Source organism: Cupriavidus sp. CP313 (genome assembly GCF_054072015.1).
Genome location: NZ_JBSVZB010000004.1, coordinates 327,396 through 352,401, shown reverse-complemented (window position 1 = coordinate 352,401; position 25,006 = coordinate 327,396). Strand labels below are relative to the sequence as shown.

Sequence of the window (25,006 nt, the reverse complement as noted above, 5' to 3'; positions counted from 1 at the left end):
GGGCTGGCCGTTCGGGTAAAGCCAGGCGTGCGGCGCCCGGCTTCAGCGGTACTGCGGCTTGCGCTTTTCCAGGAAGGCGCTGATGCCTTCGCCGCCGTCGGGGTGATGCAGCGCGGCGACGAAGCTGTCGCGCTCGGCCAGCAGGTGTTCGGCGCGCGAGGCCGTGGCCGCGTGGTTGATCAGGTCCTTGATGCGGCCCACCGCGTGCGGCGACTGGCGGGCAAGGCCCGCGGCCAGGCGCAGGGCCTCGTCCAGAGCCTGGCCCGGCTCGGTGACGCGGTTGACCAGCCCGAACTGCGCCAGCCGGGCCGCGTCCACCGGCTTGCCTTCCATCATCAGCTCGCTGGCCAGCGGCCGCGGCAGCGCGCGTGCGATCTCATACGAGCCGCCGCCGTCGGGCGTGAGCCCCACGGAGACATAGGCCATCACGAACTTGGCATTGCTGGCCGCCACCACGAAGTCGCACGCCAGCACCACCGAGAATCCCGCGCCCGCGGCCGCGCCTTCCACCGCCGCGATGATCGGCTTGGGAAAGGCGTGCAGCGACTCGACCCAGCCGTTCAGCAGGGCGATGCTGGCGGCCTGCACCTCCTGCGGCTGGCTGCGGTTGCCGAGCAGCCGGTTCAGGTTGCCGCCGGCGCAGAAAATGCCGTCGGCGCCGGTGATGATGACCGCGCGCACCGAGTCATCGGCCGCGGCCTGATCCAGCGCCTGCTGCGAGGCCGCGTAGATGTCCGGGTGCAGCGCATTGCGTGCCTCGGGGTTCGAGATGGTCAGCACCAGCGTCGAATCGACGCGGTGGGAAAGCAACTGTGCGGGCATGGGCGTGGCTCGGTCGGTGGGGCGGAGGCGGGCTTACTGCTCTTCGGCCAGCAGCGACAGGCCCAGGCCGGCACGGCGCCACAGCCACGGGCTCGGGCGGTAGCGCATGTCGCCAGTCAGCGCTTCCATGTTGCGCAGCGTCTCCAGCACCAGTTGCGGGCCGACCGCGTCGCCCAGCGCCAGCGGGCCCTTGGGATAGCCCAGGCCCAGGTTGACGGCGAGGTCGATGTCCGACGGCGTGGCGATGCGTTGCTGCGCGATATCGCTGGCGATATTGATGATGCAGCAGAGCACGCGCTGCGCGACAAAGCCGGCCGAATCACGGATCACCGTGACCGGCACGCCGTCGCTGCCAAACAGGCCGTGCGCGGCGTCACGGGCGGCGGCGCTGGTGGCCGGCGTGGTCATCAGCGTGCGGCGCTTGGTGGCCTCGAACGGCAGCAGCGTGTCGATGGCGACGGTGCGGGCCGGGTCCAGGCCCTGTTGCAGCGCGCTGGTGGTGGCGTCCAGGCCCAGCGGGGTGACGATGATCAGCGCATCGGCCGACGGCTTGTTGCCGCCCTCCGGGGTCACGCCCAGCGCGCCCAGCAGCTTGCTCACCATGGCGTGGCCGCGCTCGCTGGCGTGGCTGACCCACACGCTCGACGGGCGCGCGCCCGGCACCGCGGCAGCGGCCGGCACTTGCTTCTGGCCATCGGCGTAAGCATAGAAACCGGCGCCGGCCTTGCGGCCGATCAGCCCGCCGACCGCGCGGATCGCGGTGATCGGCGAGGGGCGGTAGCGCGGTTCCTGGTAGAACTGGTTGTAGATCGATTCCATCACCGGGTGCGACACGTCCAGCCCGGTCAGGTCCATCAGCTCGAACGGGCCCATGCGGAAGCCGGCCTGCTCGCGCATGATGTTGTCGATGTCGGCGAACCCGGCCACGCCCTCCTGCGCGACCTTCAGGCCTTCGATATTCATGCCGCGGCCGGCATGGTTGACGATAAAGCCCGGCATGTCCTTGCAGCGCACCGGCGTATGGCCCATGCGGCGCGACAGCGCCATCAGCGCGTCGCCCACCGCGGGGTTGCCCGACAGGCCGTCGATGACCTCGACCACCTTCATCAGCGGCACCGGGTTGAAGAAGTGGTAGCCGGCGATGCGGCCCGGGTGCTTCGAACCCACGGCAATCGCGGTGATCGACAGCGAGGACGTATTTGAGGCAATGACGGCGTCTTCACGCAGCACGGCTTCAAGCTTGGCGATCAGGTCGCGCTTGACTTCCAGCTTCTCGACGATGGCTTCCAGCACCATGTCGCAGCCGGCCAGGTCTTCCAGCGTGCCGCACGGCTTGACGCGGGCCAGCGTGGCCTCGGCGTCGGCGGCGCTGATCTTGCCCTTGTCGGCGAGCTTGGCCAGCGTGTCCTGCAGGTACTGGCGCGCGGCGGCCACCGCTTGCGGGTTGGCGTCGTACAGGTTGACGGTCAGGCCCGCCTGCGCGGCGATCTGCGCGATGCCCCGGCCCATGGCGCCGGTGCCGACGATACCCAGCGTATCGATGGTGAAAGTGCTCATCATTCGTCCCAAAAGTTGTGGTTAAATTAGCACGATCGTACGTTTTTTGCACCTTCCGCAACAGTCCGGCGGGGCAGGCGGCGTGCGCTGATCGGCCAGCCGGTACACTGCAGACCCCGGATGGTCCACAATCACCCGACATCCGCACCGTGCGATGCGGGGATCATTCCAATAACGGAGAGAGACGACATGCTGAAGCTCTGCGGTTTTGCCGCCAGCAACTACTACAACAAAGTGAAGCTGGCGCTGCTGGAAAAGAACGTGCCGTTCGAAGAGGTGCTGGCCTGGATCGGCCAGACTGACCTGGCGGCCTCGCCCGCGGGCAAGGTGCCCTACATCATCACCGAATCCGGCCCGCTGTGCGAGTCCGAAGCCATCGTCGACTACGTAGAGGCGGCCTATCCGCAGACGCCGCTGCTGCCGAGCGACCCGTACCAGGCCGCCAAGGTGCGCGAGATCGTCGTCTTCATGGAACTGTACCTGGAGCTGACCGCGCGCGAGCTGTACGCCGAGGCATTCTTCGGCGGCAAGGTCAGCGATGGCGTCAAGGACCGCCAGCACAAGCTGCTGACGCGCTATGTCCCCGCCTTCGCCAAGCTGGCGAAGTTCTCGCCGTATATCGCCGGCGACACCTTCACGCTGGCCGACTGCGCCGCCGCGGCGCATCTGCCGCTGGTGTCGTCGTGCACCAAGATCATCTACGGCACCGACCTGCTGGCCGACCTGCCGGTCAAGGACTACCTGAAGACGCTGTCGGCGCGTGAATCGGTGCAGAAGGTCAATGCCGACCGCAAGGCCAATCTTGAGCTGATGGCGAGCCGCAACAACAAGTAACCGGCCACAAAACCGGCGGCACAAGGTAAAACGCCCGCGACTGGTTCGCGGGCGTTTTTCGTTGGCGCAGAGGCCAGGCCTGTGCCTACAGCTTGCCCAGCCGCTCCAGCGCCAGCGCCAGCGTCTCTTCCTTCTTGGCAAAGCAGAAGCGCACCACGCCCGATTCACGCGGCTGCGTGTAGAAGGCCGAGACCGGGATCGCGGCAACGCCGATCTCGCGCGTCAGCCACATGGCGAAGTCGGCCTCGCTCAGGTCGGAAATGGCCGAGTAGTCGACGCACTGGAAGTAGGTGCCGTCCGACGGCAGCAGCTTGAAGCGGCTGTTGGCCAGCCCGGCGCGGAAGAAGTCGCGCTTGGCCTGGTAGAACGCCGACAGCTGCAGGTAGGGCGCGGGGTCGGCCATGTAGTCGGCCAGGCCGTGCTGCACCGGCGTGTTCACGGTGAACACGTTGAACTGGTGCACCTTGCGGAACTCGGCCATCAGCGCGGCCGGCGCGGCCACGTAGCCGACCTTCCAGCCGGTCACGTGATAGGTCTTGCCGAAGCTGGAGATCACGAAGCTGCGGCGCGCAAGCTCAGCATGGCGCGAGACCGAGGCGTGCTGCTGGCCGTCGTAGACCATGTGCTCGTAGACCTCGTCCGAGAGCAGCAGGATGTCGGTGCCGGCCAGGATCTGCGCCAGCTGGTCCATGTCGGCCGCGCGCAAGATCGTGCCGGTGGGGTTGTGCGGCGTGTTGATCAGGATCATGCGCGTGCGCGGCGTGATCGCGGCGGCCAGCTTGTCGAATGGCACGCGGAATTCCGGCGCTTCCAGCGTGACCGGCACGGCGGTGGCGCCGGCCAGCTCGATCGCGGGCAGGTAGCTGTCGTAGCACGGCTCCAGCACGATCACCTCGTCGCCCGGATGCACCGCGCACAGGATCGCGGTCAGGATGCCCTGGGTGGCGCCGGCGGTGACGGTGATCTCGGTGTCCCAGCTGTACTGGTGGCCATAGAGGCTGGCGATCTTGGCGGCGATGGCCTGGCGCAGGCGTGGCACGCCCGGCATCGGCGGGTACTGGTTATGACCGGCGCGCATGGCAGCGGTCACGGCATCGACGATCTTCGGGTCGCAGTCGAAGTCCGGGAAGCCCTGGCCCAGGTTGACGGCGTTCTTCTCGGTGGCCAGCGCGGACATCACGGTGAAGATGGTGGTGCCGACGGCGGGCAGGCGCGAGGGCGGCGGGGTCAGCGGCGTCAACTGGGTGTGGGTGGTGTCTGCGGACATGATGCGAACGTGTCGATGCGGTGGGGACGGGATGCGATCAGGCGTGCGGCGCCACCGAGGAGGCGGCGCCGGGAGCCGACATTCTAAAGCGGATCGGCGGCGCTGGCGGCGCCAAGCGCGGCCAGCCAGGCACCGAAGGCCGGTGGCGTCATCACTTCCACGCCGCTGCTGCGGCGCAGGCGGGTGCGCAGCTTGAGCACGGCCTTGTCCTTCGATACCAGGCAGGCGGCGCCGGCAAAGTGCGCCAGCTCAACGAACTTCTGGTCGTCGGTGTCCTTGCAGCGGGGCAGGCTGATGGCGTCATAGTCGGCCTGCGGCGGCGCGGCTTCCAGGCTGGCGAGGCGGTCGACGGTGGCCAGCGCGGCGTCGATATCGACGTCAAAGCGGGCAAATTGCGGATAGGCCAGCACCCGGCGCAGTTCCTCGCGGCAGTCGGCGCGGATCACCGGGGCGATGGTGCCGGCCTCCAGCGCCGCGCGGATCGGCTCCACATGGGGGTCGCGGAAGACCAGCAGGTCCACCCAGATATTGGAGTCCAGCACCACGCGCGGCGCAGATGTGATGCCGGCGGGGCTGGCGAAGAGGGTGGTTCCGGTGGTGTCGAGGCGCATTCGCTACAATCTTGGCTTGTTTGTCCTTGGCTACTGCCGCGATTTTGCCATGCTCATCGTTTTGTCTCCCGCCAAGTCGCTGGACTACGAGACTCCCCCGCGCCTCAAGACCCATACGCTGCCGCGCTTTATCGACCGTTCCGCCACGCTGATCGAGCGCTTGCGCAAGCTGGCGCCGCAGGATGTGGGCGCGCTGATGGACATCTCCGACAAGCTCGCGGTGCTCAATGTGACGCGCTACGGCGACTGGTCGCCGGAGTTCACCGCGGCCAACAGCAAGCAGGCGGTGCTGGCCTTCAATGGCGACGTCTACGACGGCCTGGATGCGAAGACGCTGTCGGCCGACGACCTCGGCTTTGCGCAGAAGCACATCCGCATCCTGTCCGGCCTGTACGGCGTGCTGCGCCCGCTGGACTGGATGCAGCCCTACCGGCTGGAGATGGGCACGCGCCTCGACAACGTTGCCGGCAAGGACCTGTACGCGTTCTGGGGCGACGATGTCACGCAGATGATCAACGCCGACATGGCCGCGCTCAAGCAGGAAGGCGCGCCGGTGCTGGTCAACCTGGCCTCGGAAGAATATTTCAAGGTGGTGCGGCCCAAGGTGCTGCAGGCGCGCATCGTCACGCCGGTGTTCGAGGACTGGAAGGGCGGCCGCTACAAGATCATTTCGTTCCACGCCAAGCGCGCGCGCGGCACCATGGCGCGCTACGCGGTGACGCATCGCGTGACCGAGCCGGAAAAGCTCAAGCGCTTTGCCGAAGACGGCTACGCCTTCGACGCCGCGGCCTCGGATGCCACCCGGTGGGTGTTCCGCCGCCGCCTGGAAGACTGAAACCCATCGCCACGAGACTGCCAGCCATGCCTGCCGCCTTGCACATCTCTTCGCTTTTCGACTCCGGTGCCATCGAGGTCGAGGCGCTCGACCGCGCCGACGATATCCGCCTGCGCATCCGCGCCGACTCGCACGCCGACTTCCGCCAGTGGTTCCATTTCCGCCTGCAGGGCGCGGGGGGGCAGGCGTGCCGGATGCACTTCCTGAACGCCGGCGACTGCACCTATCCGGATGGATGGCGCGACTACCGCGCGGTGGCCTCGTACGACCGCGCCAACTGGTTCCGCGTGCCGACGCGCTTCGACGGCCAGGTGATGACGGTGGAATGCACGCCCGAGCACGACAGCATCTGGTTTGCGTATTTCGAGCCGTATCCGGATGAGCGCCACCTGTCGCTGCTGGCCAGCTGCCAGCGCTCGCCGCTGGCGCGGCTGTCGCACCTGGGCAGCACCGTGGACGGGCGCGACATGACCCGCGTCACGCTGGGCCAGCCCGGCCCCGGCAAGAAGACCATCTGGATGATCGCGCGCCAGCACCCGGGCGAGAGCATGGCCGAATGGTTTGTCGAAGGCGTGCTGCAGCGCCTGACCGGCACCGGCATGTGGGCGGGCGACCCGGTTGCGCGCAAGCTGCTGGAGCGCGCGGTCTTCCAAATCGTGCCGAACATGAACCCGGACGGCTCGGCGCGCGGCAACCTGCGCACCAACGCCGCCGGCGCCAACCTGAACCGCGAGTGGATGACGCCGAGCCCGGATACCAGCCCCGAGGTCTATCACGTGCGCCGCGCCATCGAGGCCACCGGCTGCGACATGTTCTTCGACATCCATGGCGACGAGGGCCTGCCGTACAACTTCGTCGCCGGCAGCGAGATGCTGCCGGGCTTTACCGAGGCGCGCCGGCGCGAGCAGCAGCGCTTTATCGAGGCCTTCAAGCGGGCCTCGCCGGATTTCCAGAATGTGCACGGCTACGCGGCCAGCAAGTACAACGCTGATGCGCTCAAGCTGGCCTCCAAGTACATCGGGCATACCTTCGGCTGCCTGGCGCTGACGCTGGAGATGCCGTTCAAGGACAATGCCGATCTGCCGGATCCGGCGGTCGGCTGGAACGGCGCGCGCAGTGCGCTGCTGGGGACGGCGATGCTGCAGGCAATCCTGGACTTCCTGGGCTGAGCCAACGCAAACGGCCCAACCGGACGAAACCGGATGGGCCGGAGCGGCCTTGGCGGGTGGGCCGGAACGGCGTTGGCGCGGACGCGGTGCGCCCGCTTTGCGCCTATTGCTTCTTCTTGGTCTTGCTGGTCGTCTTGGCCGGGCCGGAGGTGGACTTGGCGGTCGTTGACTTCGACGCCTTGCCCGACTTCGAAGCCGTGCTCTTCCCCTTGGCCCCCTTGCGGCTCTTGCTTGCCGAAGTTTGCGTAGCAGCAGGCACGGCCGGCGCGGCAGCCGGTTCGCTGATGGTGGCGCCGCCGCTGTCCAGCAGCTCATACGCCAGCATCATCCCGTCTTCATAACCGCAGCGCACCTTCACCGGCTGCCAGTCGTCGCTGCCGCGGCGCTTGTGCGCGGTGGCGGCGAAGGTGACCACCGAGCTGACCGGCACGGCCTGCTTGCCGGGCGAGAAGCGTCCGCTCCATGGCTCGGTCGTGGCCTGTCCCGCGGCGAGCGCGCCGGTGGGGATCTTCAATGCATCGTAGCTGGCCGAGCGCGGCACCACCCAACTGGCGTGGGCGGCGCAGTCCGCCACGTCGCTGGAGGCGCTCTCGGTCTTCATCAGTTGTTCGCGCATGCGGGTCCGGTACTCGGACAGGCTGACGCGGCCACGGTCGGGCAGGGTGACGGTCTTGGTGGGTGGAGTGGAAGTGGCGGGTGCCGGGGCGGCGGCAGGTCGGGCGGGCGCGGCGGCGGGTGCCGGGGCCGGGCCGGCGCTGGCATCATCGGCCGGCATATTGGCGCAGCCTGCCAGCGCGATCGCACCGGCCACTGCGGCAGCCACCATGCGGAGCCGGCTGCCGAGCAGTTCGGAGATTCGTCGGATCACGGTGTGAGCGGTGTGTGCGTTCTTGGGTTTGCCCGCGGGGCCGTAGGGGCCGGCAGGAAAGATGGGTTCGCAAAGGAATGCCATGATAGAGGAAACCTATCTGACAAAGTTCCTAAATCTTGTTACCCATTCTTCTAACGCTTGATGTCGTGTAGCAAGTGACTTGTGCGCTAGCAGGAATCCCATATCTCGCACAACTGCGGTGAACCCGTGGCGTATGCAGGGCTGCGTGGCGCAGCCCCGGCCCGGGTCAGGCCACGCGCGACGGCATCGAGCGCGTAAAGCGCAGCAGCTCGTCTAGCAGCAGGTTCAGGTCATGGCGCAGCCTGGCAAAGCCCGCGGTATGCGTCAGGCCCACCTCGTCCATATAGAGCTTGCGGTTGACCTCCAGCTGCAGGCTGTGGCAGCCGGCCTGGGGCTGCCCCACCACGCGCACGATCTCCACGCCCTTGTACGGGTGGTTGCGCCAGACGTCGTAGCCCATCTCCTTGAGCACGCCCTCGACCCGGTCGGTGAAGCGCTTGTCGCAGGTGGTGCCGTCGCGGTCGCCCACCACGAAGTCCGGATGCTCCAGCCCCGGGAACTCGGTGGCGAATGGCGCGGCGTGGCTCGGCATCGAATGGCAGTTGATATGCCAGGCGCTGCCGTGGCTGGCGACGGCGCGGTCGGCCAGCTTCTGCAGCTGCGCGTAATAGGGAAGGTAGCAGCGGTTGATGCGCGCCTGCACTTCTTCCACGCTCAGCTTGCGGTCGTAGATGGCCTCGCCGGTGTCCAGCACGCGCCAGACCAGGCCCTTGCCCAGCCGGGTCTTGGAGGTCTCCTGCCTGGCGCCGGGCCAGGGTGTGTCGAGCAGGGCTTCGTCGATTTCTTCCAGCGCGCGGTTGGCGTCCAGGTAGCTGCGCGGAAAGCCCGCGCACAGCAGCGGGATGCCGCGCGCCGGGGCGCCGGCGTAGAGCTCGTCGACAAAGGTGTCTTCGGCCTGGCGCAGCAGCGGCAGCGGCAGGGCGGGGTCGGGGCGGAAGTCCGTCGGGTAGATCGTCGCGCTGTGCGGCGAGTCCAGGAACAGCGCAGCGGGCTCGCCCTCGGGCTGGTACAGGTAGAACGGACTGTCCGCGGTGGTTCGGTCGGTGTCGGTCATGGTGTTGCTGTGGAATCAGTCGAGCGAGATCTTGGCGGCGGCGGCCACGCGCTTGTTCTTGGCCACTTCGCTCTTGATCTGGGCGGCAAAGTGCGCCGGCGTATCGCCCACCGGGGTCGCGCCCAGCTTCTCGAGCTTGGCCTTCACTTCCGGCAGTGCCAGGACCTTGACCGCGGCGGTGTGGAGCCTGGTCTGGATATCCGCCGGCAGGTTGGCCGGTGCGATCAGGCCGAACCAGGCGGCGTCGTTGACTTCGCCCAGGCCCAATTCAGCGAAGGTCGGCACGTTGGGCAGCGCGGCCACGCGCTTGGGCGCTGCCACGGCGAGCGCACGCAGCTTGCCGCCTTCAATGAACGGCAGCGACGACGGCAGGTTGTCGAACAGCACCTGCACCTGGCCCGCCAGCGCGTCGTTCAGCGCCGGGCCCACGCCCTTGTATGGCACGTGCAGCAGTTCGGTCTTGCTGCTCATCTTGAACAGTTCCCCCATCATGTGCGAGACGCTGCCGTTGCCCGCCGAGCCATAGGCCAGCTTGTTGGGCTGCGACTGCGCCAGCGCGATGAAGGACTTCATGTCGGTGGCCTTGACCGCCGGGTTGATGCTCATCACGTTGGGCACCGAGGCCAGGTTGGTGATGGTGGTGAAGTCCTTGGTTGCATCGTAGGACAGGCGCGGGTAGACCGCCGGATTGATGCCATGGGTCGAGGCCGTGGCAATGCCCAGCGTGTACCCGTCCGGCGCGGCCTTGGACAGGAAACCGGTGCCGATGCTGCCGCCGGCGCCGCCGCGGTTGTCCACTACCACGGCCTGGCCCAGTTGCTGGCCGAGCTTGTCGGCGACGATGCGCGCGACGATGTCGGTGGTGCCGCCGGCGGGGAAGGGCACCACCAGCGTGATCGGCTTGGTCGGGTAGCCGGGCTGGGCGAAAGCGCTGAAGGAGATGCCGGCAGCGGCGGCGGCCGAAGCGGCGGCCAGGAGTCGGAGAAGATGGCGACGTTGCATGGGGGGATCCAGGGCGAGGGGAGGAATAAAGTGGATTTCACGATTCTGCGCGCCCGAGCAAGCGTGCCGCAAACGAAATAAAATCCTTAGCTCATTCCATTTGGTCGTGAATTAGAGGTGATTTATGCGGCGCCTATGTCCGTCGCTGACCGAGTTGCAGGCCTTCGAGGCTGCGGCGCGCCATAACAGTTTTACCGTAGCTGCACGTGAATTGCATGTCACGCAAGGCGCGGTCAGCAAGCAGGTGCGCAGCCTGGAGGCTTACCTGGGCGTGGAGCTGTTCCAGCGCGTGCGCCAGCGCCTGGTGCTGACCACGGCGGGCGAGCGCTACCTGGAGCGCATCGGCCCCAGCCTGAATGAGCTGGAGGCCGCCACCGTCGAGCTGATGGCGCGGCAGGGGCGGGGCGGTGTGCTGCATATCGCCAGCATGCCGACGCTGGGCGCCAAGTGGCTGATCCCGCGCCTGCCGCAGTTTTTCGCGCGCCATCCGGAGGTGATGCTGGAATTCATGCCGCACGCGCAGGGCTACGATTTTTCCGAGCCGGACCTGGACGCCGCGATCCGCTTCGGCGATGGCGTCTGGCCCGGCAGCCTGGCCGACTACATGACCGGGCGCGAGGTGCTGCCGGTGTGCCGCCCGGGCCTGCTGGCGTCCGAGCCCGGCGGCGTGGCGCCCACGCCCGCCGCGCTGCTGCGCTACCCGCTGCTGCACCACACCACCGTGCCCGAAGCCTGGCCCGACTGGTTCGCTACGCTGGGCCTGCCGACCCGCGAGGCCTGGAGCGGCGCGCGCTTCGACCAGTTTTCGCTGCTCACGCAGGCCGCGCTGTCGGGTCTGGGCATCGCGCTGATCCCGCGCTGCCTGATCGAGGAAGAACTGGCCACCGGGGCGCTGGTGGTGGCGCATCCGGCCCAGGTGCTGGCCAAGAAGGGCTATTACCTGTGCTATCCGGAGCAGAAGCAGCACCTGCCGGCGCTGCGCACGTTCCGCGCATGGGTGATGGAAGGGGCCGATCTGGCGCGGCCGGGCTGAGGCGGGAGCATAAAAAAAGGGCGGCATGTCGATGCCGCCCCGTTGCGCAATTCACGCAGCCAGCGCCGCCTTACTTCGACAGCACCTTCATCGCCTGTTCCAGCCCGGCCAGCGTCACCGGATACATCCGTCCCTTCATCAGCTGGTTGATGACCGTGATCGACTGCCGGTACTGCCACAGCCCTTCCGGCTCCGGGTTGAGCCAGACGAAATGCGGGAACTGCTCGGTCATCCGGTTCAGCCATACCGCGCCGGCTTCGGTGTTGTTGTACTCCACCGAGCCGCCCGGCTGCAGGATCTCATACGGGCTCATGGTGGCGTCGCCGACGAAGATGATCTTGTAGTCGGGCGTGTACTTGTGCAGCAGGTCCCACGTGGCCAGCTTCTCGGCGTGGCGGCGGCGGTTGTTCTTCCACACGTAGTCGTACAGGCAGTTGTGGAAGTAGTAGTACTCCAGGTGCTTGAACTCGGTCTTGGTGGCCGAGAACAGCTCTTCCACGCGCTTGATGTGGTCGTCCATCGAGCCGCCCACGTCCATCAGCATCAGCACCTTGACCTTGTTGTGGCGCTCGGGCCGCAGCTTGATGTCGAGCAGGCCGGCGTTGGCTGCGGTGGAGTGGATGGTGTCGTCCAGGTCCAGTTCGGTGTCGGCGCCTTCGCGGGCGAAGCGGCGCAGCCGGCGCAGCGCCACCTTGATATTGCGCGTGCCCAGTTCGACCTGGTCGTCATAGTCCTTGTAGGCGCGCGCCTCCCACACTTTGATGGCGGTGCGGTTGCCCTTGGACGGGCCGCCGATGCGGATGCCCTCGGGGTTGTAGCCGCCGTGGCCGAAGGGCGAGGTGCCGCCCGTGCCGATCCACTTGTTGCCGCCCTCGTGCTTTTCCTTCTGCTCCTCCAGCAGCTGCTTGAGGCGCTCCATCAGCTTGTCGAGGCCGCCCATGGCCTCGATCTTGGCTTTTTCCTCGGGCGAGAGTTCGCGCTCCAGCGTCTTCTGCAGCCAGTCGAGCGGGATGTCGGACTTCCAGTCGACCAGGCTCTCGACCCCCTTGAAGTAGGCGGCAAAGGTCTGGTCGAACTTGTCGAAGTGCTTCTCGTCCTTGACCAGCGTCATGCGCGACAGGTAGTAGAACTCGTCGATGGACGGCGAGATGACTTGCGCCTTGAGCGCTTCCAGCATGGTCAGGTATTCCTTGACCGAGACCGGCAGCTTGGCGTGGCGCAGCGAGAAGAAGAAATCGATCAGCATGATGCCTCGCTTTCAGTCGGCGGCCGCTTCAGCGCGGACGGTCGAGCTGGAATTGCAGGTGTTGACGCACCGTCGGCCATTCGCTGGCGATGATGGAGAACACCACGGTGTCGCGCAACGAGCCGTCCGGCATGCGCTGGTGGTTGCGCAGCACGCCGTCCTGCTTGGCGCCCAGGCGCGCGATGGCGGCGCGGCTCTGCTGGTTCATCCAGTGCGTGCGGAATTCCACGGCGATGCAGTCGAGATGGTCGAAGGCATGGCCCAGCAGCATCAGCTTGCATTCGGTGTTCAGCGGCGTGCGCTGGACCCGACGGGCATACCAGGTCGAACCGATCTCGACGCGCCGGTTGGCGGCGTCGACATTCATGAAGGTGGTCATGCCCGCCAGCTCGCCCGCGGCATCGCGCACCGCGAACGGCAGCATCGAGCCTTGCTCCTGCAGGCCCAGGCGCCGAGCGATCTCGGCTTCCATGCGCTCGGGCGCGGGCACGCTGGTGTACCAGAGCTTCCACAACTCGCCGTCGGCGCAGGCGGCGCGCAGGCCTTCGGCGTGATCGGGGCGCAGCGGCTCCAGCGTGGCGTGGCGGCCGACCAGCGTGACGGGTTTGGCGAACGCGGTCATGACGGGAATCGCCTCAGCGGTTGGCGCGGTTCATGAACACCAGGCGCTCGAACAAGTGCACGTCCTGCTCGTTCTTCAGCAGCGCGCCATGCAGCGGCGGGATCGCGGCCTTCTTGTCCGGGCTCTTCAGTGCCTCGGGCGGGATGTCCTCGGCCATCAGCAGCTTGAGCCAGTCGATCAGTTCGGAGGTCGACGGCTTCTTCTTCAGGCCCGGCAGGTTGCGCATCTCGTAGAACGATTCCAGCGCGGCGGCCACCAGCTCGCGTTTGATGCCGGGGTAGTGCACGTCGACGATCTGCTGCATCGTCTCGGCATCGGGGAACTTGATGTAGTGGAAGAAGCAGCGACGCAGGAAGGCGTCGGGCAGCTCCTTCTCGTTGTTCGAGGTGATGATCACCAGCGGCCGGTGCCTGGCCTTGACCAGCTCGCGCGTCTCGTAGACGTAGAACTCCATGCGGTCGAGTTCGCGCAGCAGGTCGTTGGGAAATTCGATGTCGGCCTTGTCGATCTCGTCGATCAGTAGCACGACCTGCTCGTCGGCGTCAAAGGCCTGCCACAGCACGCCCTTGACGATGTAGTTGCGGATGTCGTGGACGCGGTCATCGCCCAGCTGCGAGTCGCGCAGGCGCGACACCGCGTCGTACTCGTACAGGCCCTGCTGCGCCTTGGTGGTCGACTTGATATGCCACTGCTGCAGCGGCATGCCCAGCGCGGCGGCGACTTCCTCGGCCAGCATGGTCTTGCCGGTACCGGGCTCGCCCTTGATCAGCAGCGGGCGCTGCAGCGTGCGCGCGGCATTGACGGCCAGCTTGAGGTCGTCGGTGGCGACGTACTGGTCAGTGCCCTCGAAACGGGCCTGCTGGGCGGTGGAAGCTTGGGCGGAAGCGTTGGCGGTGTTTGACATGAGGCAACCTGAGGTGACGGCCTCGGATCGAGGGCCGGGTTGGCGTGCTTGGCGCGGTCTCTTCGCGCTGTCATGCGCGCTTTCATTATGGAAACAGGGTCCGGTGCAGGGCGCCCGCGCGCTGCTGGCGGCAGCATTCGCGAACGGTCGTGCAGATTCCCGGGATCAGCCAGTATAAAAGACCTTTGCGGTTCGTGTTGGGGCGCGCTGACAGGCCGCTGGCGGCCGGGGCCGGTTGCTGGACTGGCAGGTGCCGGCTGCGGTACAATGCGGCGGTTTGACGCGCCCCCACGTCCAGTTCTCCAGCATCCGGCAGTCCGCGTTCAGAAGTCCCAGCGGCCCTTCCGGGTCGCGGCGATTGCGAGAGGTGGTTCCAGAATGGTGTTCCACATCCCGGCAACAGACCGGATGCGACATGTCTGGCGGGTTGCACCTCGGCAATCCATCCGGCTGCCCTGGTTTTCCCCGCAGAAGCATTCTGAAACCGTCTCCGCCCGGCAGGGCAGGTCACACGGTTTAACTTCCAATCCGCAAAGACAATGAAAAAGCTCCTCACGATGGTGGTGCTGGGCGCGGCTGCAACGGCTGCGCAGGCACAGGAAGTCAAGGGCAATGGAGACGCTGCCAAGGACAAGGTTGCAATGTGCATCGGATGCCACGGCATTCCGGGCTACCGTGCGTCATTCCCCGAAATCTATGAAGTGCCGCTGCTGGGCGGCCAGAGCGCCAAGTACATCGAGAACGCGCTCAAAGCCTACCAGAAGGGCGAGCGCAAGCACCCGACCATGCGCGGCATCGCCGCGACGCTGACCGAGCAGGACATCGCCAACGTGGCGGCCTACTACTCGCAGCAGAAGGCCGGTACGCAGAACAATTCCCTCAAGTAAGAGACCCCTCATGAAGACGCTCAAGACGCTTTCGTTCGCGCTCGGCGCACTCGTGCTGGGTGCAGCCGCGATGCCGGCCTCGGCCGCCGACCTTGCCGCCGGCAAGGCGCTGGTGGAAAAGGGTGCCTGCGTCGCCTGCCATGGCGCGGGCATGAACGCCCCGATCTCGCCGGATTACCCCAAGCTGGCCGGCCAGCACGCCGACTACCTGTACCATGCGATGGCGTCATACCAGGTGTCGGGCAACGCCCTGGTGGGCCGTTCCAACGCCATCATGGCCGGCCAGGTCAACGCCAATCCGGCCGTGACCGACAAGGACGGCAAGCCGCGCCCGTTCACCCGCAAGGAGCTGAAGGACATGGCCGCCTACATCGAGTCGCTGCCTGGCGACCTGGTGCTGAAGAAGTAAGAACGCGCGGCGGCTGCCGCGCCGATGCAAAAAGCCGCTTCCCTGGAAGCGGCTTTTTGTTGTGTGCAGGAGGGCGGGGCCCGGGCCCCGCCGCGGCATCAGTTGCCGCTGCCCGAGGCCAGCCGGCGCTGGCGCACCGACTCGGCCAGGCCCTCGAGCACCTTGATCGAGTCGTCCCAGCCGATGCAGGCATCGGTCACGGACTGGCCGTAGGTCAGTTCCTCGACCGGCTGGCCCTGCACGTGGTCCTGGCGGCCCGCCACCAGGTGCGATTCCACCATCACGCCGATGATGCGCTGGTCGCCGCCGGCGATCTGCCGGCCGATGTCCTCGCATACCGGGATCTGGTTCTCATGCCGCTTGCTGCTGTTGGCGTGCGAGGCATCGACCATCAGGCGCGAGGCCAGGCCGGCCTTGGCGATGGCGTCGCACGCTTCCTGCACGCTGGCCGCGTCGTAGTTGGGCGCCTTGCCGCCGCGCAGGATCACGTGGCAGTCCTCGTTGCCCGAGGTCGACACGATCGCCGAGTGGCCGCCCTTGGTCACCGACAGGAAATGGTGCGGCTGCGACGCGGCCTTGATCGCATCGACCGCGATCTTGACGTTGCCGTCGGTGCCGTTCTTGAAGCCCACCGGGCACGACAGCCCCGAGGCCAGCTCGCGGTGCACCTGCGACTCGGTGGTGCGGGCGCCGATCGCGCCCCAGCTGACCAGGTCGGCGATGTATTGGGGGCTGATCATGTCGAGGTACTCGGTGCCGGTGGGCACGCCCATCTCGCTGATGTTCAGCAGCAGCTCGCGCGCGGTGCGCAGGCCATCGTTGATCTTGAAGCTGCCATCCATGTGCGGATCGTTGATCAGCCCCTTCCAGCCCACCGTGGTGCGCGGCTTCTCGAAGTACACGCGCATCACCACCTCCAGCTCGCCGGCGAAGCGGTCGCGCTGGACCTTGAGCAGCTTGGCGTAGTCCAGCGCGGCGCGGGTATCGTGGATCGAGCACGGGCCGATGATGACGATCAGGCGGTCATCCATGCCGTGCAGGATGCGGTGCATGGCCTGGCGCGCGCCGTAGATCACGTCCGAAGCCTGTTCGGAGCAGCCGAACTCGCGGATCAGGTGCGCGGGCGGCAGCAGTTCCTTGAGTTCGCGAATGCGCAGGTCGTCGGTGTTCTTCAGCATGATGGCTCCAGGATTCTTGTGAGGTCGTGAGTGTGTGGGGTAACAAACGGGTATAAAAAAACCGCCAGGGTTGCTGGCGGTTTTTTTTGTATTCGGGGCGCTGCTTACAGCCGTCCCTCCCTATCCGCCAGCGGTGTGAGATCGCTAAAAAAGTAAAAGTAAAACTTAGCGGACATGGCGGAAAAAGGCGTTGGCTTGGGTCAGCTTGAATCGATTATCGTCGTGGGCGCCGAATTTATGCTGCACTGCGTAGCAGGAAGGCAGGAAATTGCGCGCCGGTCGGTCAATTTTCGGCGTGCGTCCGTTGCTTGTCGCGCGGCGAAGCATCTTTATAGCGCCTTTTGCCAGGGTTGGCAAGTGTCGACTAGGCCATGCGGTGCGCTTGCGCACCGACCTCCGGCGGCTTGCAGCCTTGCCGCGCAAGCCTTGTCCCGCCGCTGCTTTTCGGCTTTCCCCAACATAACCGGGGGCTATATTGGAACCGGGGAGCGGTGAGCACGGGGAGGTGCGTCATGAGCGTCGATGAAGCGAGGCTGAATGCCTTCATGGAAAAATTCGTCAACGATATCGGCGCGGTGATGCATGCCGCGACCGTGGTCGTGGGCGATGAACTCGGCCTGTACAAGGCCATGGCGGAAAAAGCAATGACCGCCGAAGTGCTGGCGGCAAAGACTCATACGGACGTGCGCTACCTGCGCGAATGGCTGTCGGCCCAGGCGGCCAGCGGCTACGTCGACTATGACCCGGCAACCGGGCAGTTCAGCCTGAACGAAGAGCAGGCCTATGCGCTGGCGCAGGAGGGCAGCCCCGCATTCATCCCGGGCGCGTTCCAGATCGCGGTGGCGCAGTTCCGCGCCATCCCGAAGGTCATCGATATCTTCCGCAACGGCCGCGGGCTGGGCTGGCACGAGCACGATCCCGCGCTGTTCCACGGCACCGAGCGCTTCTTCCGGCCCGGCTACGCGGCGCACTTGGTTTCGGAGTGGATTCCCGCGCTGGACGGCATGGAGGCGCGGCTCAAGGCGGGCGCGTCGGTGGCGGACGTGGGCTGCGGCCACGGCGCGTCGACCATCATCATGGCGCAGGCGTACCCGGCCTCGCGCTTTGTCGGTTTCGACTACCACGAGCCTTCGGTGCGCCATGCCGCCGAAGCCGCGCGCCGCGCCGGCGTGGCCGAGCGCGTGCGCTTCGAAGTGGCCACCGCCAAGGGCTACGGCGGCAAGGACTATGACCTGGTGGCGGTGTTCGACTGCCTGCACGGCATGGGCGATCCGGTCGGCGCGGCGCGCCACGTGCGCGAAACCCTGCGCGCCGATGGCGCCTGGATGATCGTGGAGCCGTTTGCCAACGACACGCTGGAGCAGAACCTGAACCCGGTGGGCCGGGTGTTCTATTCCGCGTCCACCTTCATCTGCACGCCGGCGTCGCGCGCGCAGGAAGTCGGCCTGTGCCTGGGCGCGCAGGCGGGCGAGGCGCGCATGCGCGGGGTGGCGGAGCAGGCCGGCTTCCGCAGTTTCCGCCGCGCGGCGCAGACGCCGTTCAACCTGGTGTATGAAGTGCGGCCGTAAAGCCGGCGCGATCCAATGAAAAACGGGACCCCGCGGGGTCCCGTCTGCGTTATCGCCGGACCGGTCAGGCGGTGCCGCCCACCGTCATGTTCTCGATGCGCAGCGTCGGCTGGCCCACGCCCACTGGCACGCTCTGGCCTTCCTTGCCGCAGACGCCGACGCCCGAGTCCAGGCGCATGTCGTTGCCGATCATGGTGACATCCTTCAGCGATTCCGGGCCGTTGCCGACCAGCGTCGCGCCCTTGACCGGGTAGGTGATCTTGCCATCCTCGATCATGTAGGCCTCGCTGGCCGAGAACACGAACTTGCCGTTGGTGATGTCCACCTGGCCGCCGCCGAAGTTGACCGCATACAGGCCGCGCTTGACGCTGGCGATGATCTCCTGCGGATCCCTGTCGCCGTTGAGCATGTAGGTGTTGGTCATGCGCGGCATCGGCAGCGCGGCATAGCTTTCGCGGCGCGCGTTGCCGGTGACCGGCAACTTCATCAGGCGCGCGTTGAGCGTGTCCTGCATATAGCCGCGCAGGATGCCGTCCTCGATCAGCGTGGTGCACTGGGTCGGGTTGCCTTCGTCGTCCAGGTTGAGCGAGCCGCGGCGGTTGGGCAGCGTGCCGTCGTCGACCACGGTCACGCCCTTGGCCGCGACGCGTTCGCCCATGCGGCCGGCAAAGGCCGACGAGCCCTTGCGGTTGAAGTCGCCCTCCAGGCCGTGGCCGACGGCTTCATGCAGCAGCACGCCGGGCCAGCCCGAACCCAGCACCACGGTCATCGCGCCGGCCGGGGCCGGGCGCGCGTCCAGGTTGACCAGGGCCGACGAGACGGCCTCGTCCACATACTTCTGCAGCAGCTCGTCGGTGAAGTAGCCATAGGCATAGCGGCCGCCGCCGCCGGAAGAGCCGACCTCGCGGCGCCCGCCGTGTTCGGCGATCACCGTGACCGAGACCCGCACCAGCGGACGCACGTCGGCGGCGATCACGCCGTCGCTGCGCGCCACCAGCACCACGTCGTATTCGCCGGCCAGGCCTGCCATCACCTGCACCACGCGCGGATCCTTGGCGCGCGCCATGCGCTCGACGCGCTCCAGCAGCGCCACCTTCTCGGCCGCGCTCATGGAGTCGAGCGGGTCGTTGGGCGTGTACAGGTTGCGCCCGGCGTGCGTGGCCAGCTCGCCGGCCACCTTGACGCGGCCGTTGCCGGCACGGCCGATGGTGCGCGTGGCCGCCGCGGCCTGCGACAGCGCCGCCAGGCTGATGTCGTCCGAATAGGCGAAGGCGGTGCGGTCGCCCGAGACCGCGCGCACGCCCACGCCCTGGTCGATGCTGAAGCTGCCCGACTTGACGATGCCTTCTTCCAGGCTCCAGGCCTCGTTGCGGGTGTACTGGAAGTACAGGTCGGCATAGTCGACCTTGTGCGTGAAGATATCGGCCAGCACGCGCTGCAGCTTGGCCTCGTCCAGGCCATACGGTGCCAGCAGCAGTTGGTGCGCGGTGGCCAGGTTGCGGATTCCGAGATCGCCGACGTTCATAAGATGTCCTTTCTTCCTGGGGACGCGCCGGCTTGCGGCCGGCGCGGCAAAAAATTCTGTAGGCGGGCGCCGGTAGCGGCCCCCGCGGTTGCGTACATGCTACAGCACCCGGTGTCGCAGTGCCGGCAGGTTCTGCCGGACCTCGGCCAGGCGCGCGGGGTCGATCACGCCGCCGACCACGCCTTCGCCTTCGGGCAGCGTTGCCAGAACCTCGCCCCACGGATCGACCAGCATCGAATGGCCCCAGGTGCGGCGGCCGTTCTCATGCTTTCCGCCCTGTGCCGCGGCCAGCACATAGCATTGGTTTTCAATGGCGCGGGCGCGCAGCAGGATCTCCCAGTGCGCCTGCCCCGTGGTGTAGGTGAAGGCGGCCGGCATCAGAATCAAGCTGGTGCCGTCGCCGGCGGCCAGTCCGCGGTAAAGCTCAGGGAAGCGCAGGTCGTAGCACACCGACATCGCCACCCGGCCGCAGGGCGCGTCGAAGCTGACCGGCGTGCGCCCGGCCAGGATGGTGCGCGACTCATCGTAGCTTTCAGTGCCGCGGGTGAAGCCGAACAGGTGGATCTTGTCGTAGCGCGCCACGCGCTCGCCGCGCGGGTTGAAGGCGAGCGAGGTGTTGTACACGCGCGCCGGGTCGTCGCACCACATCGGCAGCGTGCCGCCGACCAGCCAGATGCCGTGGCGGCGTGCCGCATCGGCCAGGAACTGCTGCACCGGGCCGTCGCCGTCATGCTCGCGCACGGCCACCTTGTCCGATTCGGAGCGGCCCATCATGCAGAAGTATTCGGGCAGCAGCACCAGCGCGGCGCCGCCGGCGGCGGCCTCGGCGATCAGCGCGTCGGCGCGCGCCAGGTTGGCATCGAGCGAGGTGCCGGTCACGGTCTGGATGGCGGCAACGCGGAACGGGGCGGGGGCGGCGGGTGCAGTCATAGGCGGGGCGCGCGTTGTTTTCCTCAGCGCGGGAGGGCGGGGTCCGCGCGGTTCTGGAAGGTCGGGGCTTGCGCCTTATTGTCCTCCAGTTTGCCGACCTGCGGGTTGGCCCAGCTGCCGGTGATGCGGTAGTGCTGGGTGAACACCTTGGAGAACTCGTCGGCAAACAGCAGTTGCGCGGCCAGCGTGCCGATGCCCAGCACCGGGTTGATAAAGGCGGCCGCGATCGAGGTGGAGGTGGCGTTGATGCGCGGCACCACATCCACGCGCAGGTCCTGGGTCTCGCGCAGCAGGTTGGCGGTGCCGCTCATGCTGGCGATGATCTGCGGGCTCCTGAGCTCGAAGTCCTGGATCGTGCCCACGCCGTTCTCGATCGTGCCGGTGCCGGCAATGCGGTCGAACACCAGCCCGCGGCCCGACAGGGTGCGGAAGTCCAGCGAGGCAAAGCGCAGCAGGCCCTGCAGGCTGAGCACGCCCAGCAGCCGCGCCGCGCCGGGCTCCACGCTCAGGATCTGGCCATTCTCCAGGTCCAGCGACAGCTTGCCCGACAGCGTCGGGTAGTCGATCGACAGCGGCGAGCCGCGCCAGGCCACGCGGCCTTCGAGCTTGCCCTTGCCGTCGCTCAGCGTGTGCGCCAGCCCCAGGCGGTCCAGCGTGGCGCCGGCATCGCGCACGTCGATGGTGAAGGACAACAGGGTACGGCGCTCGGCATTGGCGTCGGCGCGCAGCCGGCGCGGCACGCGCCAGCTGCCGCTGCCGGTCAGGGTGGCGCCGGGCTGCTCGATCTGCAGCTTGTCCAGGGTCCAGACCGGGTCGGCAGCGCTGGTGCCGGTATGGGCCTTGACTTCAAGCTTGCCGAAGTCATGCCCGCGCAGCATGAACTGGTCGGCCACCAGGTCGATCGCGGGCAGCTCGTCGATGCTGCTGGCGAGCGCGTCCACCACGTTGTGCTCGTCGCTGGCATCGGGCACGTTCAGGCGCGCCAGGCGCAGTTGCAGCGACCCCGTGGCCGAGGGCCCGGCCGGGCGCCACTGCACCGCGCCGGCCACCTGGCGCGAGTCGATCTTCGCATTCCAGCCGCCGGCCTCGCGGTTGGCGTCGAGCACCACCTCATCCAGCGTGCGGCCCATGGCGTGCAGCGAGCGCGCGCGCAGCGCAATGCGGCCAGGCAGGAAGGGGGAGGGCGACTCCGCGGGGCCCGCGGTGCCGGCACTGCCGCCGAAGGCCGCCCGCCACGCATCGATATCGAGCTGGTCGAAGGTGGCCGCGGCGCTGACGCCGGCCGCGGGCGGCGGCGCCGCCTGCTGCACGCCGATGCCGCCGGCGAGCACGTCGATGCCGCCGCCCTGGTCGCGGCGCAGCAGGTAGCGCGCGTTCAGCGCATGGCCCAGCTGCACCACCAGCTCGTTGGTGCCGGCGCGGCCCGGGGCGCTGGCCGGGCGCAGGTCCACGCGCAGCGCCAGGTCGTGCGCCGCGGCCTTGGCCAGGGGCGCGGGCAGGCCGATCGCCATGCCATTCAGTTCGGAGCTCAGCTGCACCTGCAGCTGGCGCTCGCGCGTGGCGATCACCGCGCTGTAGCTGGTGCTGCCTTCGAGCCGCGCGGCCACCGGCGCCAGCGCCGAGCCCGCGGCGGCCTCACGCAGCCCGGCGGCCGAGACGCTGCCGCTGGCGGTGACGTGCGTGGCGCCGTCCGGCTGGGTGCCGCCTCCGAGCCGGATCTCGCCACCGAGGAAGCGGGCCCGCATGTTCTCCAGCCCGAAACCGTGTTCATTGAACGTGATGGTGCCGTTGGCATGGCCCAGTTGCGGCAGCTGCGGGCTGAGCACGACATCGTTGCCGGGGAAGCGGAAGCGGCCGTCCACCTTGGCGGCATTGGCGTGTTCCAGCGGCATGTCGAGCTTGAGCCGGAGCTCGCCGTTGCCGTGGGCCTGCGCCGCATCGGCCACGTGCCCGGTCCATTCGCGCACCGGCGAAGCGTTGATGTAGCGCAGGAAGCCCTGCACCGGTCCGCTGGCGCCGCCGTCGATCACCAGCTTGCCGTGCGGGCCAAGGTCGTCGATGCGGCCCTTGACGTCCTGCAGCGTGACGCCGGGGATATCGTGGACCGTGGCCCGGCTCGCCAGGAACGTCATGCCACCGCGGTCGAACACGACCCGCCCGGCAATGTCGGTGAACGTGGGCCACGCCTGCACGCCGGTGGTGGTGCCGCTTGCGGTCTCGTGCGGGGCGATCTGGTAGCTGACGTGTTCGATCGGCACCTCGACACGGAACTCGCCGGCCTTCTCGTGCGGGGCATGGAACGGGAAATGCGCCAGGTCGCCGCGCAGCACGAAGCTCACGCCGGCCGCTTCGCCGCCCGCCAGCGCACCGGCCAGGTAGTGCCGGGTGCCGGCCGGAATGCTCAGCGGCAGGTAACGCGGCACGCGCGCCACCTGGGCGCGGGTCATTTCGCCGGCCAGGTCGGCGATGCCGGATACACCGTCGCCGCCTGCGCGCCAGGTGCCGCGCACCGAGCCGGCCGCATCGGCATTGGCAAAGCGCACGCCGTCCAGCGTGACCGCGAGCTTGCCGCCGGTGTGGGTCCAGCGCACCTCGCCGCCGATCTGGTCGAACGGCAGCCGCGGCTCCTCGAACAGGCCAGGCAGCACCAGTGCCGCGCCGTTGCCTTCGAAGCGGGCATTGCCCTGCTGGTCATCGAAGGAGAACGTGCCGGACAGGTGCGAGAAGCCGGGCGTGCCCAGCCGCGGGTGACCGCTGGCGTCCAACGCAGGCACGGCCGGCTGGCCGTTGACCGAGACGTCGCGCAGTGTGCCCTGCACGCTGTAGAGCGGCTTGCCGCCGCCGCGCTCGAGCATGCCGGCGCGCTCGCGGCTCCAGGTCACGTTGAGGTTGTCGATGTGGCCCGCCGGCTGCAGCGCGCGCAGCCGGCGCAGCACCGCGGTGTCCAGCGGCATCGAGCTGGCCGCCGCGCGCACCGTGTTCAGGTCCAGCGTGGGCGCCTTCAGCGAGAACTTGCGCAGGGTGCCGTCATTGCCGGTGGCCCAGCCGAGGGTGACCTTGCGCATGCCTTCGCGCCAGGTGCTGTCGGCGGGGGTGCCCTCGTCGTCCCTGGCAGGCTGGGGTTGCCAGAGCAGGGTGTCGACGGTCAGCAGGTTGCTGCCGTCACGCTCGGTCCGGTGCAGCAGGAAGGCCTGCGCATTGGCCAGGCGCAGCGGGGCGGAGGCGCCGGCCAGCAGCAGGTCGACGCCGCTGGCGCGCAGCCGCGTCTGGCTGCGCACGATGCGGCCCTGGCGGAATTCAATGCTGCCGTCGGTGCTGAAGGTGCCGCTGGCGACGCGCTCGAACATCGCCAGGTAGCGCTGCAGCACCGGCAGCTGCAGCTGGCCGAGGTCCCAGCTGGCCTGCCCGGTCCAGTAGCGCCAGTTGCCGGCGCTGTGCAGGTAGTCGTTGCGGAAGGTGGACTGCACCACCAGCGGGCTCGGGCCCAGCGCCGGCGAGCGCGCTTCCAGCGTCACCGTATGGCGCGCGCCGTCGCGGCGGGTATCGAGGCGGATCTCGCCGATGTCGAGCTGCGGCAGGCCTGCCTTTTCGTCCAGCCAGCGCAGCTTGCCGTCGGACAGCGCCACGCGCCCCTGCGACGTCAGCCAGCCCAGGAAGCGGTCGTCGTCCTGCTGGCCGCCGGTCGCGTCCACCAGCATGCCGCCCACCAGCAGCCGGCCCTCGGGCGTGCGCCGCACCAGGATGTCGGTGCCGGTCGCGCCCAGGCTGACGAACTGCAGGTTCATGCTGAACAGCGAGCGCCACGCCAGCTTGCCGTCGAGCGTGGCGGCGGCAAGCAGCACGCGCTGTTCGGGGTCCACGGCGCGCAGGCCGCGGGCGCGGAAGGCCGGGTGCCAGCCGTCCCAGTAGGTATCGAGCGCGCCGATGCTGACCTTGGCCGACAGCGCCACCGAGCCGCGCTCTTCCAGCCACTGGCGCGCGGTGGATGCCTGTGGCCACAGCACGAAGCGGATCAGCAGGCCCGCCACCAGCGCCAGCGCGGCCAGCACCAGCGCCAGGCGCACCAGCGCGCGGCCCAGCCCGCGCCAGAACGGGTGGCGCACCGCTGCCGCCACGCCGCGCGTGCAGGCGCGCAGGAACGCGCCGGCGCGCGCGCGCGCGGAATCCTTGCGCCGGGCGCTGGTGGCATCGTTGGCCGGGGGGTTCACGGGGTGTGGCGGGGCCAGGGTGGAGGCGGCCTCCTGCCCGCCCGCGCCGCCATTGGGGGGAGAACCATCAGCGGGTTGTGGGGCGCGGCTGGACATGCACAGATTATCCGACAATACTAGCCGCTCTCCAATCTGGTGCCCGGCCGGCTGAAACAAGAACGCGCAAGCTGCGCGCACCCAAAGCGACAATAGCGACGATGGCACGCCCGCTGCGCGGACAACAAGACGCGAGCATCGGGTGAACCGCGGGGCGAACCACGGGCCGCACCTTTTCTCGCATTTCAAATACTGGAATGACTGCCTCTGAACCGACGAGTTCCGCCACTGGCGACGCTGCTGACCAACATGGCGCACGCGCCACACCGGATCCGGCCAATCCGGCGGATCCGCAGC

At 68.0% G+C, this 25,006-nt stretch carries 21 protein-coding genes; 7 read left to right on the top strand and 14 right to left on the bottom strand.

The features are described from left to right. Positions 1-42: 42 nt before the first annotated feature. Complete coding sequence (locus ACW4E8_RS08160; RefSeq protein WP_013956061.1) at positions 43-822, bottom strand: oxepin-CoA hydrolase, alternative type; 780 nt, start codon at positions 820-822, stop codon at positions 43-45. A gap of 33 nt (positions 823-855) precedes the next feature. Continuing rightward, complete coding sequence (locus ACW4E8_RS08155; protein WP_456804033.1) at positions 856-2,379, bottom strand: 3-hydroxyacyl-CoA dehydrogenase; 1,524 nt, start codon at positions 2,377-2,379, stop codon at positions 856-858. A gap of 189 nt (positions 2,380-2,568) precedes the next feature. Here ACW4E8_RS08155 and ACW4E8_RS08150 point away from each other — a divergent pair, with 189 nt between their 5' ends. Then, positions 2,569-3,213, top strand: coding sequence for a glutathione S-transferase (locus ACW4E8_RS08150; protein WP_456804032.1), 645 nt, complete (start codon positions 2,569-2,571; stop codon positions 3,211-3,213). 85 nt (positions 3,214-3,298) lie between these two features. Here ACW4E8_RS08150 and ACW4E8_RS08145 read toward each other — a convergent pair whose 3' ends face one another. Beyond that, the gene (locus tag ACW4E8_RS08145) at positions 3,299-4,480 is read right to left on the bottom strand and encodes a pyridoxal phosphate-dependent aminotransferase (RefSeq protein ID WP_456804031.1); all 1,182 of its coding nucleotides are present in this window, start codon (positions 4,478-4,480) and stop codon (positions 3,299-3,301) included. An 83-nt stretch (positions 4,481-4,563) separates the two neighbouring features. Further along, on the bottom strand, positions 4,564-5,091 hold the full coding sequence (locus ACW4E8_RS08140; RefSeq protein WP_456804030.1) for a PIN domain-containing protein: 528 nt from the start codon (positions 5,089-5,091) through the stop codon (positions 4,564-4,566). 49 nt (positions 5,092-5,140) lie between these two features. Here ACW4E8_RS08140 and yaaA point away from each other — a divergent pair, with 49 nt between their 5' ends. Together yaaA and ACW4E8_RS08130 are read left to right on the top strand one after the other, a co-directional pair. Next, positions 5,141-5,926 (top strand): peroxide stress protein YaaA, encoded by a 786-nt coding sequence (gene yaaA, locus ACW4E8_RS08135; RefSeq protein ID WP_456804029.1) that lies wholly within the window; start codon positions 5,141-5,143, stop codon positions 5,924-5,926. A gap of 26 nt (positions 5,927-5,952) precedes the next feature. Beyond that, on the top strand, positions 5,953-7,095 hold the full coding sequence (locus ACW4E8_RS08130; protein ID WP_456804028.1) for a M14 family metallopeptidase: 1,143 nt from the start codon (positions 5,953-5,955) through the stop codon (positions 7,093-7,095). Positions 7,096-7,198: 103 nt separating this feature from the next. On the opposite strand, the gene ACW4E8_RS08125 is transcribed toward ACW4E8_RS08130, so the two are convergent. The 3 genes from ACW4E8_RS08125 to ACW4E8_RS08115 form a co-directional block, all read right to left on the bottom strand. Beyond that, positions 7,199-7,963: a BspC domain-containing protein gene (locus tag ACW4E8_RS08125; RefSeq protein ID WP_456804112.1), complete on the bottom strand. Its 765-nt coding sequence runs from the start codon at positions 7,961-7,963 to the stop codon at positions 7,199-7,201. A 250-nt stretch (positions 7,964-8,213) separates the two neighbouring features. Further along, positions 8,214-9,101, bottom strand: a complete 888-nt coding sequence (locus ACW4E8_RS08120; protein WP_456804027.1) for an N-formylglutamate amidohydrolase — start codon at positions 9,099-9,101, stop codon at positions 8,214-8,216. 15 nt (positions 9,102-9,116) lie between these two features. Then, positions 9,117-10,103: a tripartite tricarboxylate transporter substrate binding protein BugE gene (locus ACW4E8_RS08115; protein WP_456804026.1), complete on the bottom strand. Its 987-nt coding sequence runs from the start codon at positions 10,101-10,103 to the stop codon at positions 9,117-9,119. Between the two features lie 124 nt (positions 10,104-10,227). On the opposite strand from ACW4E8_RS08115, the gene ACW4E8_RS08110 reads away from it, so the two are divergent. Next, a complete protein-coding gene (locus ACW4E8_RS08110; RefSeq protein ID WP_456804025.1) occupies positions 10,228-11,136 on the top strand; it encodes a LysR substrate-binding domain-containing protein in 909 nt (302 codons plus the stop codon). 70 nt (positions 11,137-11,206) lie between these two features. Here ACW4E8_RS08110 and ACW4E8_RS08105 read toward each other — a convergent pair whose 3' ends face one another. From ACW4E8_RS08105 to ACW4E8_RS08095, 3 genes are read right to left on the bottom strand one after another with little or no spacing between them, the layout of a single operon-like run. Then, on the bottom strand, positions 11,207-12,382 hold the full coding sequence (locus ACW4E8_RS08105; RefSeq protein WP_013956076.1) for a vWA domain-containing protein: 1,176 nt from the start codon (positions 12,380-12,382) through the stop codon (positions 11,207-11,209). A gap of 28 nt (positions 12,383-12,410) precedes the next feature. Then, positions 12,411-13,004, bottom strand: a complete 594-nt coding sequence (locus ACW4E8_RS08100; RefSeq protein ID WP_456804024.1) for a GNAT family N-acetyltransferase — start codon at positions 13,002-13,004, stop codon at positions 12,411-12,413. A gap of 13 nt (positions 13,005-13,017) precedes the next feature. Next, entirely contained in the window at positions 13,018-13,908 is an 891-nt protein-coding gene (locus tag ACW4E8_RS08095; RefSeq protein WP_456804023.1) for an AAA family ATPase, read from the bottom strand. Positions 13,909-14,447: 539 nt separating this feature from the next. Here ACW4E8_RS08095 and ACW4E8_RS08090 point away from each other — a divergent pair. After that, positions 14,448-14,795, top strand: coding sequence for a c-type cytochrome (locus tag ACW4E8_RS08090; RefSeq protein ID WP_010809064.1), 348 nt, complete (start codon positions 14,448-14,450; stop codon positions 14,793-14,795). Positions 14,796-14,805: 10 nt separating this feature from the next. Next, entirely contained in the window at positions 14,806-15,204 is a 399-nt protein-coding gene (locus ACW4E8_RS08085; RefSeq protein WP_456804022.1) for a c-type cytochrome, read from the top strand. A 98-nt stretch (positions 15,205-15,302) separates the two neighbouring features. On the opposite strand, the gene aroG is transcribed toward ACW4E8_RS08085, so the two are convergent. After that, positions 15,303-16,382 (bottom strand): 3-deoxy-7-phosphoheptulonate synthase AroG, encoded by a 1,080-nt coding sequence (aroG, locus tag ACW4E8_RS08080; protein ID WP_456804021.1) that lies wholly within the window; start codon positions 16,380-16,382, stop codon positions 15,303-15,305. Positions 16,383-16,894: 512 nt separating this feature from the next. Between aroG and ACW4E8_RS08075 the strand changes: the two genes are divergently transcribed. Next, the gene (locus ACW4E8_RS08075) at positions 16,895-17,950 is read left to right on the top strand and encodes a class I SAM-dependent methyltransferase (protein WP_456804020.1); all 1,056 of its coding nucleotides are present in this window, start codon (positions 16,895-16,897) and stop codon (positions 17,948-17,950) included. Positions 17,951-18,014: 64 nt separating this feature from the next. On the opposite strand, the gene tldD is transcribed toward ACW4E8_RS08075, so the two are convergent. The 3 genes from tldD to ACW4E8_RS08060 all read right to left on the bottom strand — a co-directional run bounded on the left by tldD (position 18,015) and on the right by ACW4E8_RS08060 (position 24,709). Beyond that, positions 18,015-19,475, bottom strand: a complete 1,461-nt coding sequence (tldD, locus tag ACW4E8_RS08070; RefSeq protein WP_456804019.1) for a metalloprotease TldD — start codon at positions 19,473-19,475, stop codon at positions 18,015-18,017. A gap of 99 nt (positions 19,476-19,574) precedes the next feature. Next, on the bottom strand, positions 19,575-20,405 hold the full coding sequence (locus tag ACW4E8_RS08065; protein ID WP_456804018.1) for a carbon-nitrogen hydrolase family protein: 831 nt from the start codon (positions 20,403-20,405) through the stop codon (positions 19,575-19,577). A gap of 23 nt (positions 20,406-20,428) precedes the next feature. Continuing rightward, positions 20,429-24,709, bottom strand: a complete 4,281-nt coding sequence (locus ACW4E8_RS08060; protein WP_456804017.1) for a YhdP family protein — start codon at positions 24,707-24,709, stop codon at positions 20,429-20,431. Positions 24,710-25,006: the final 297 nt, after the last annotated feature.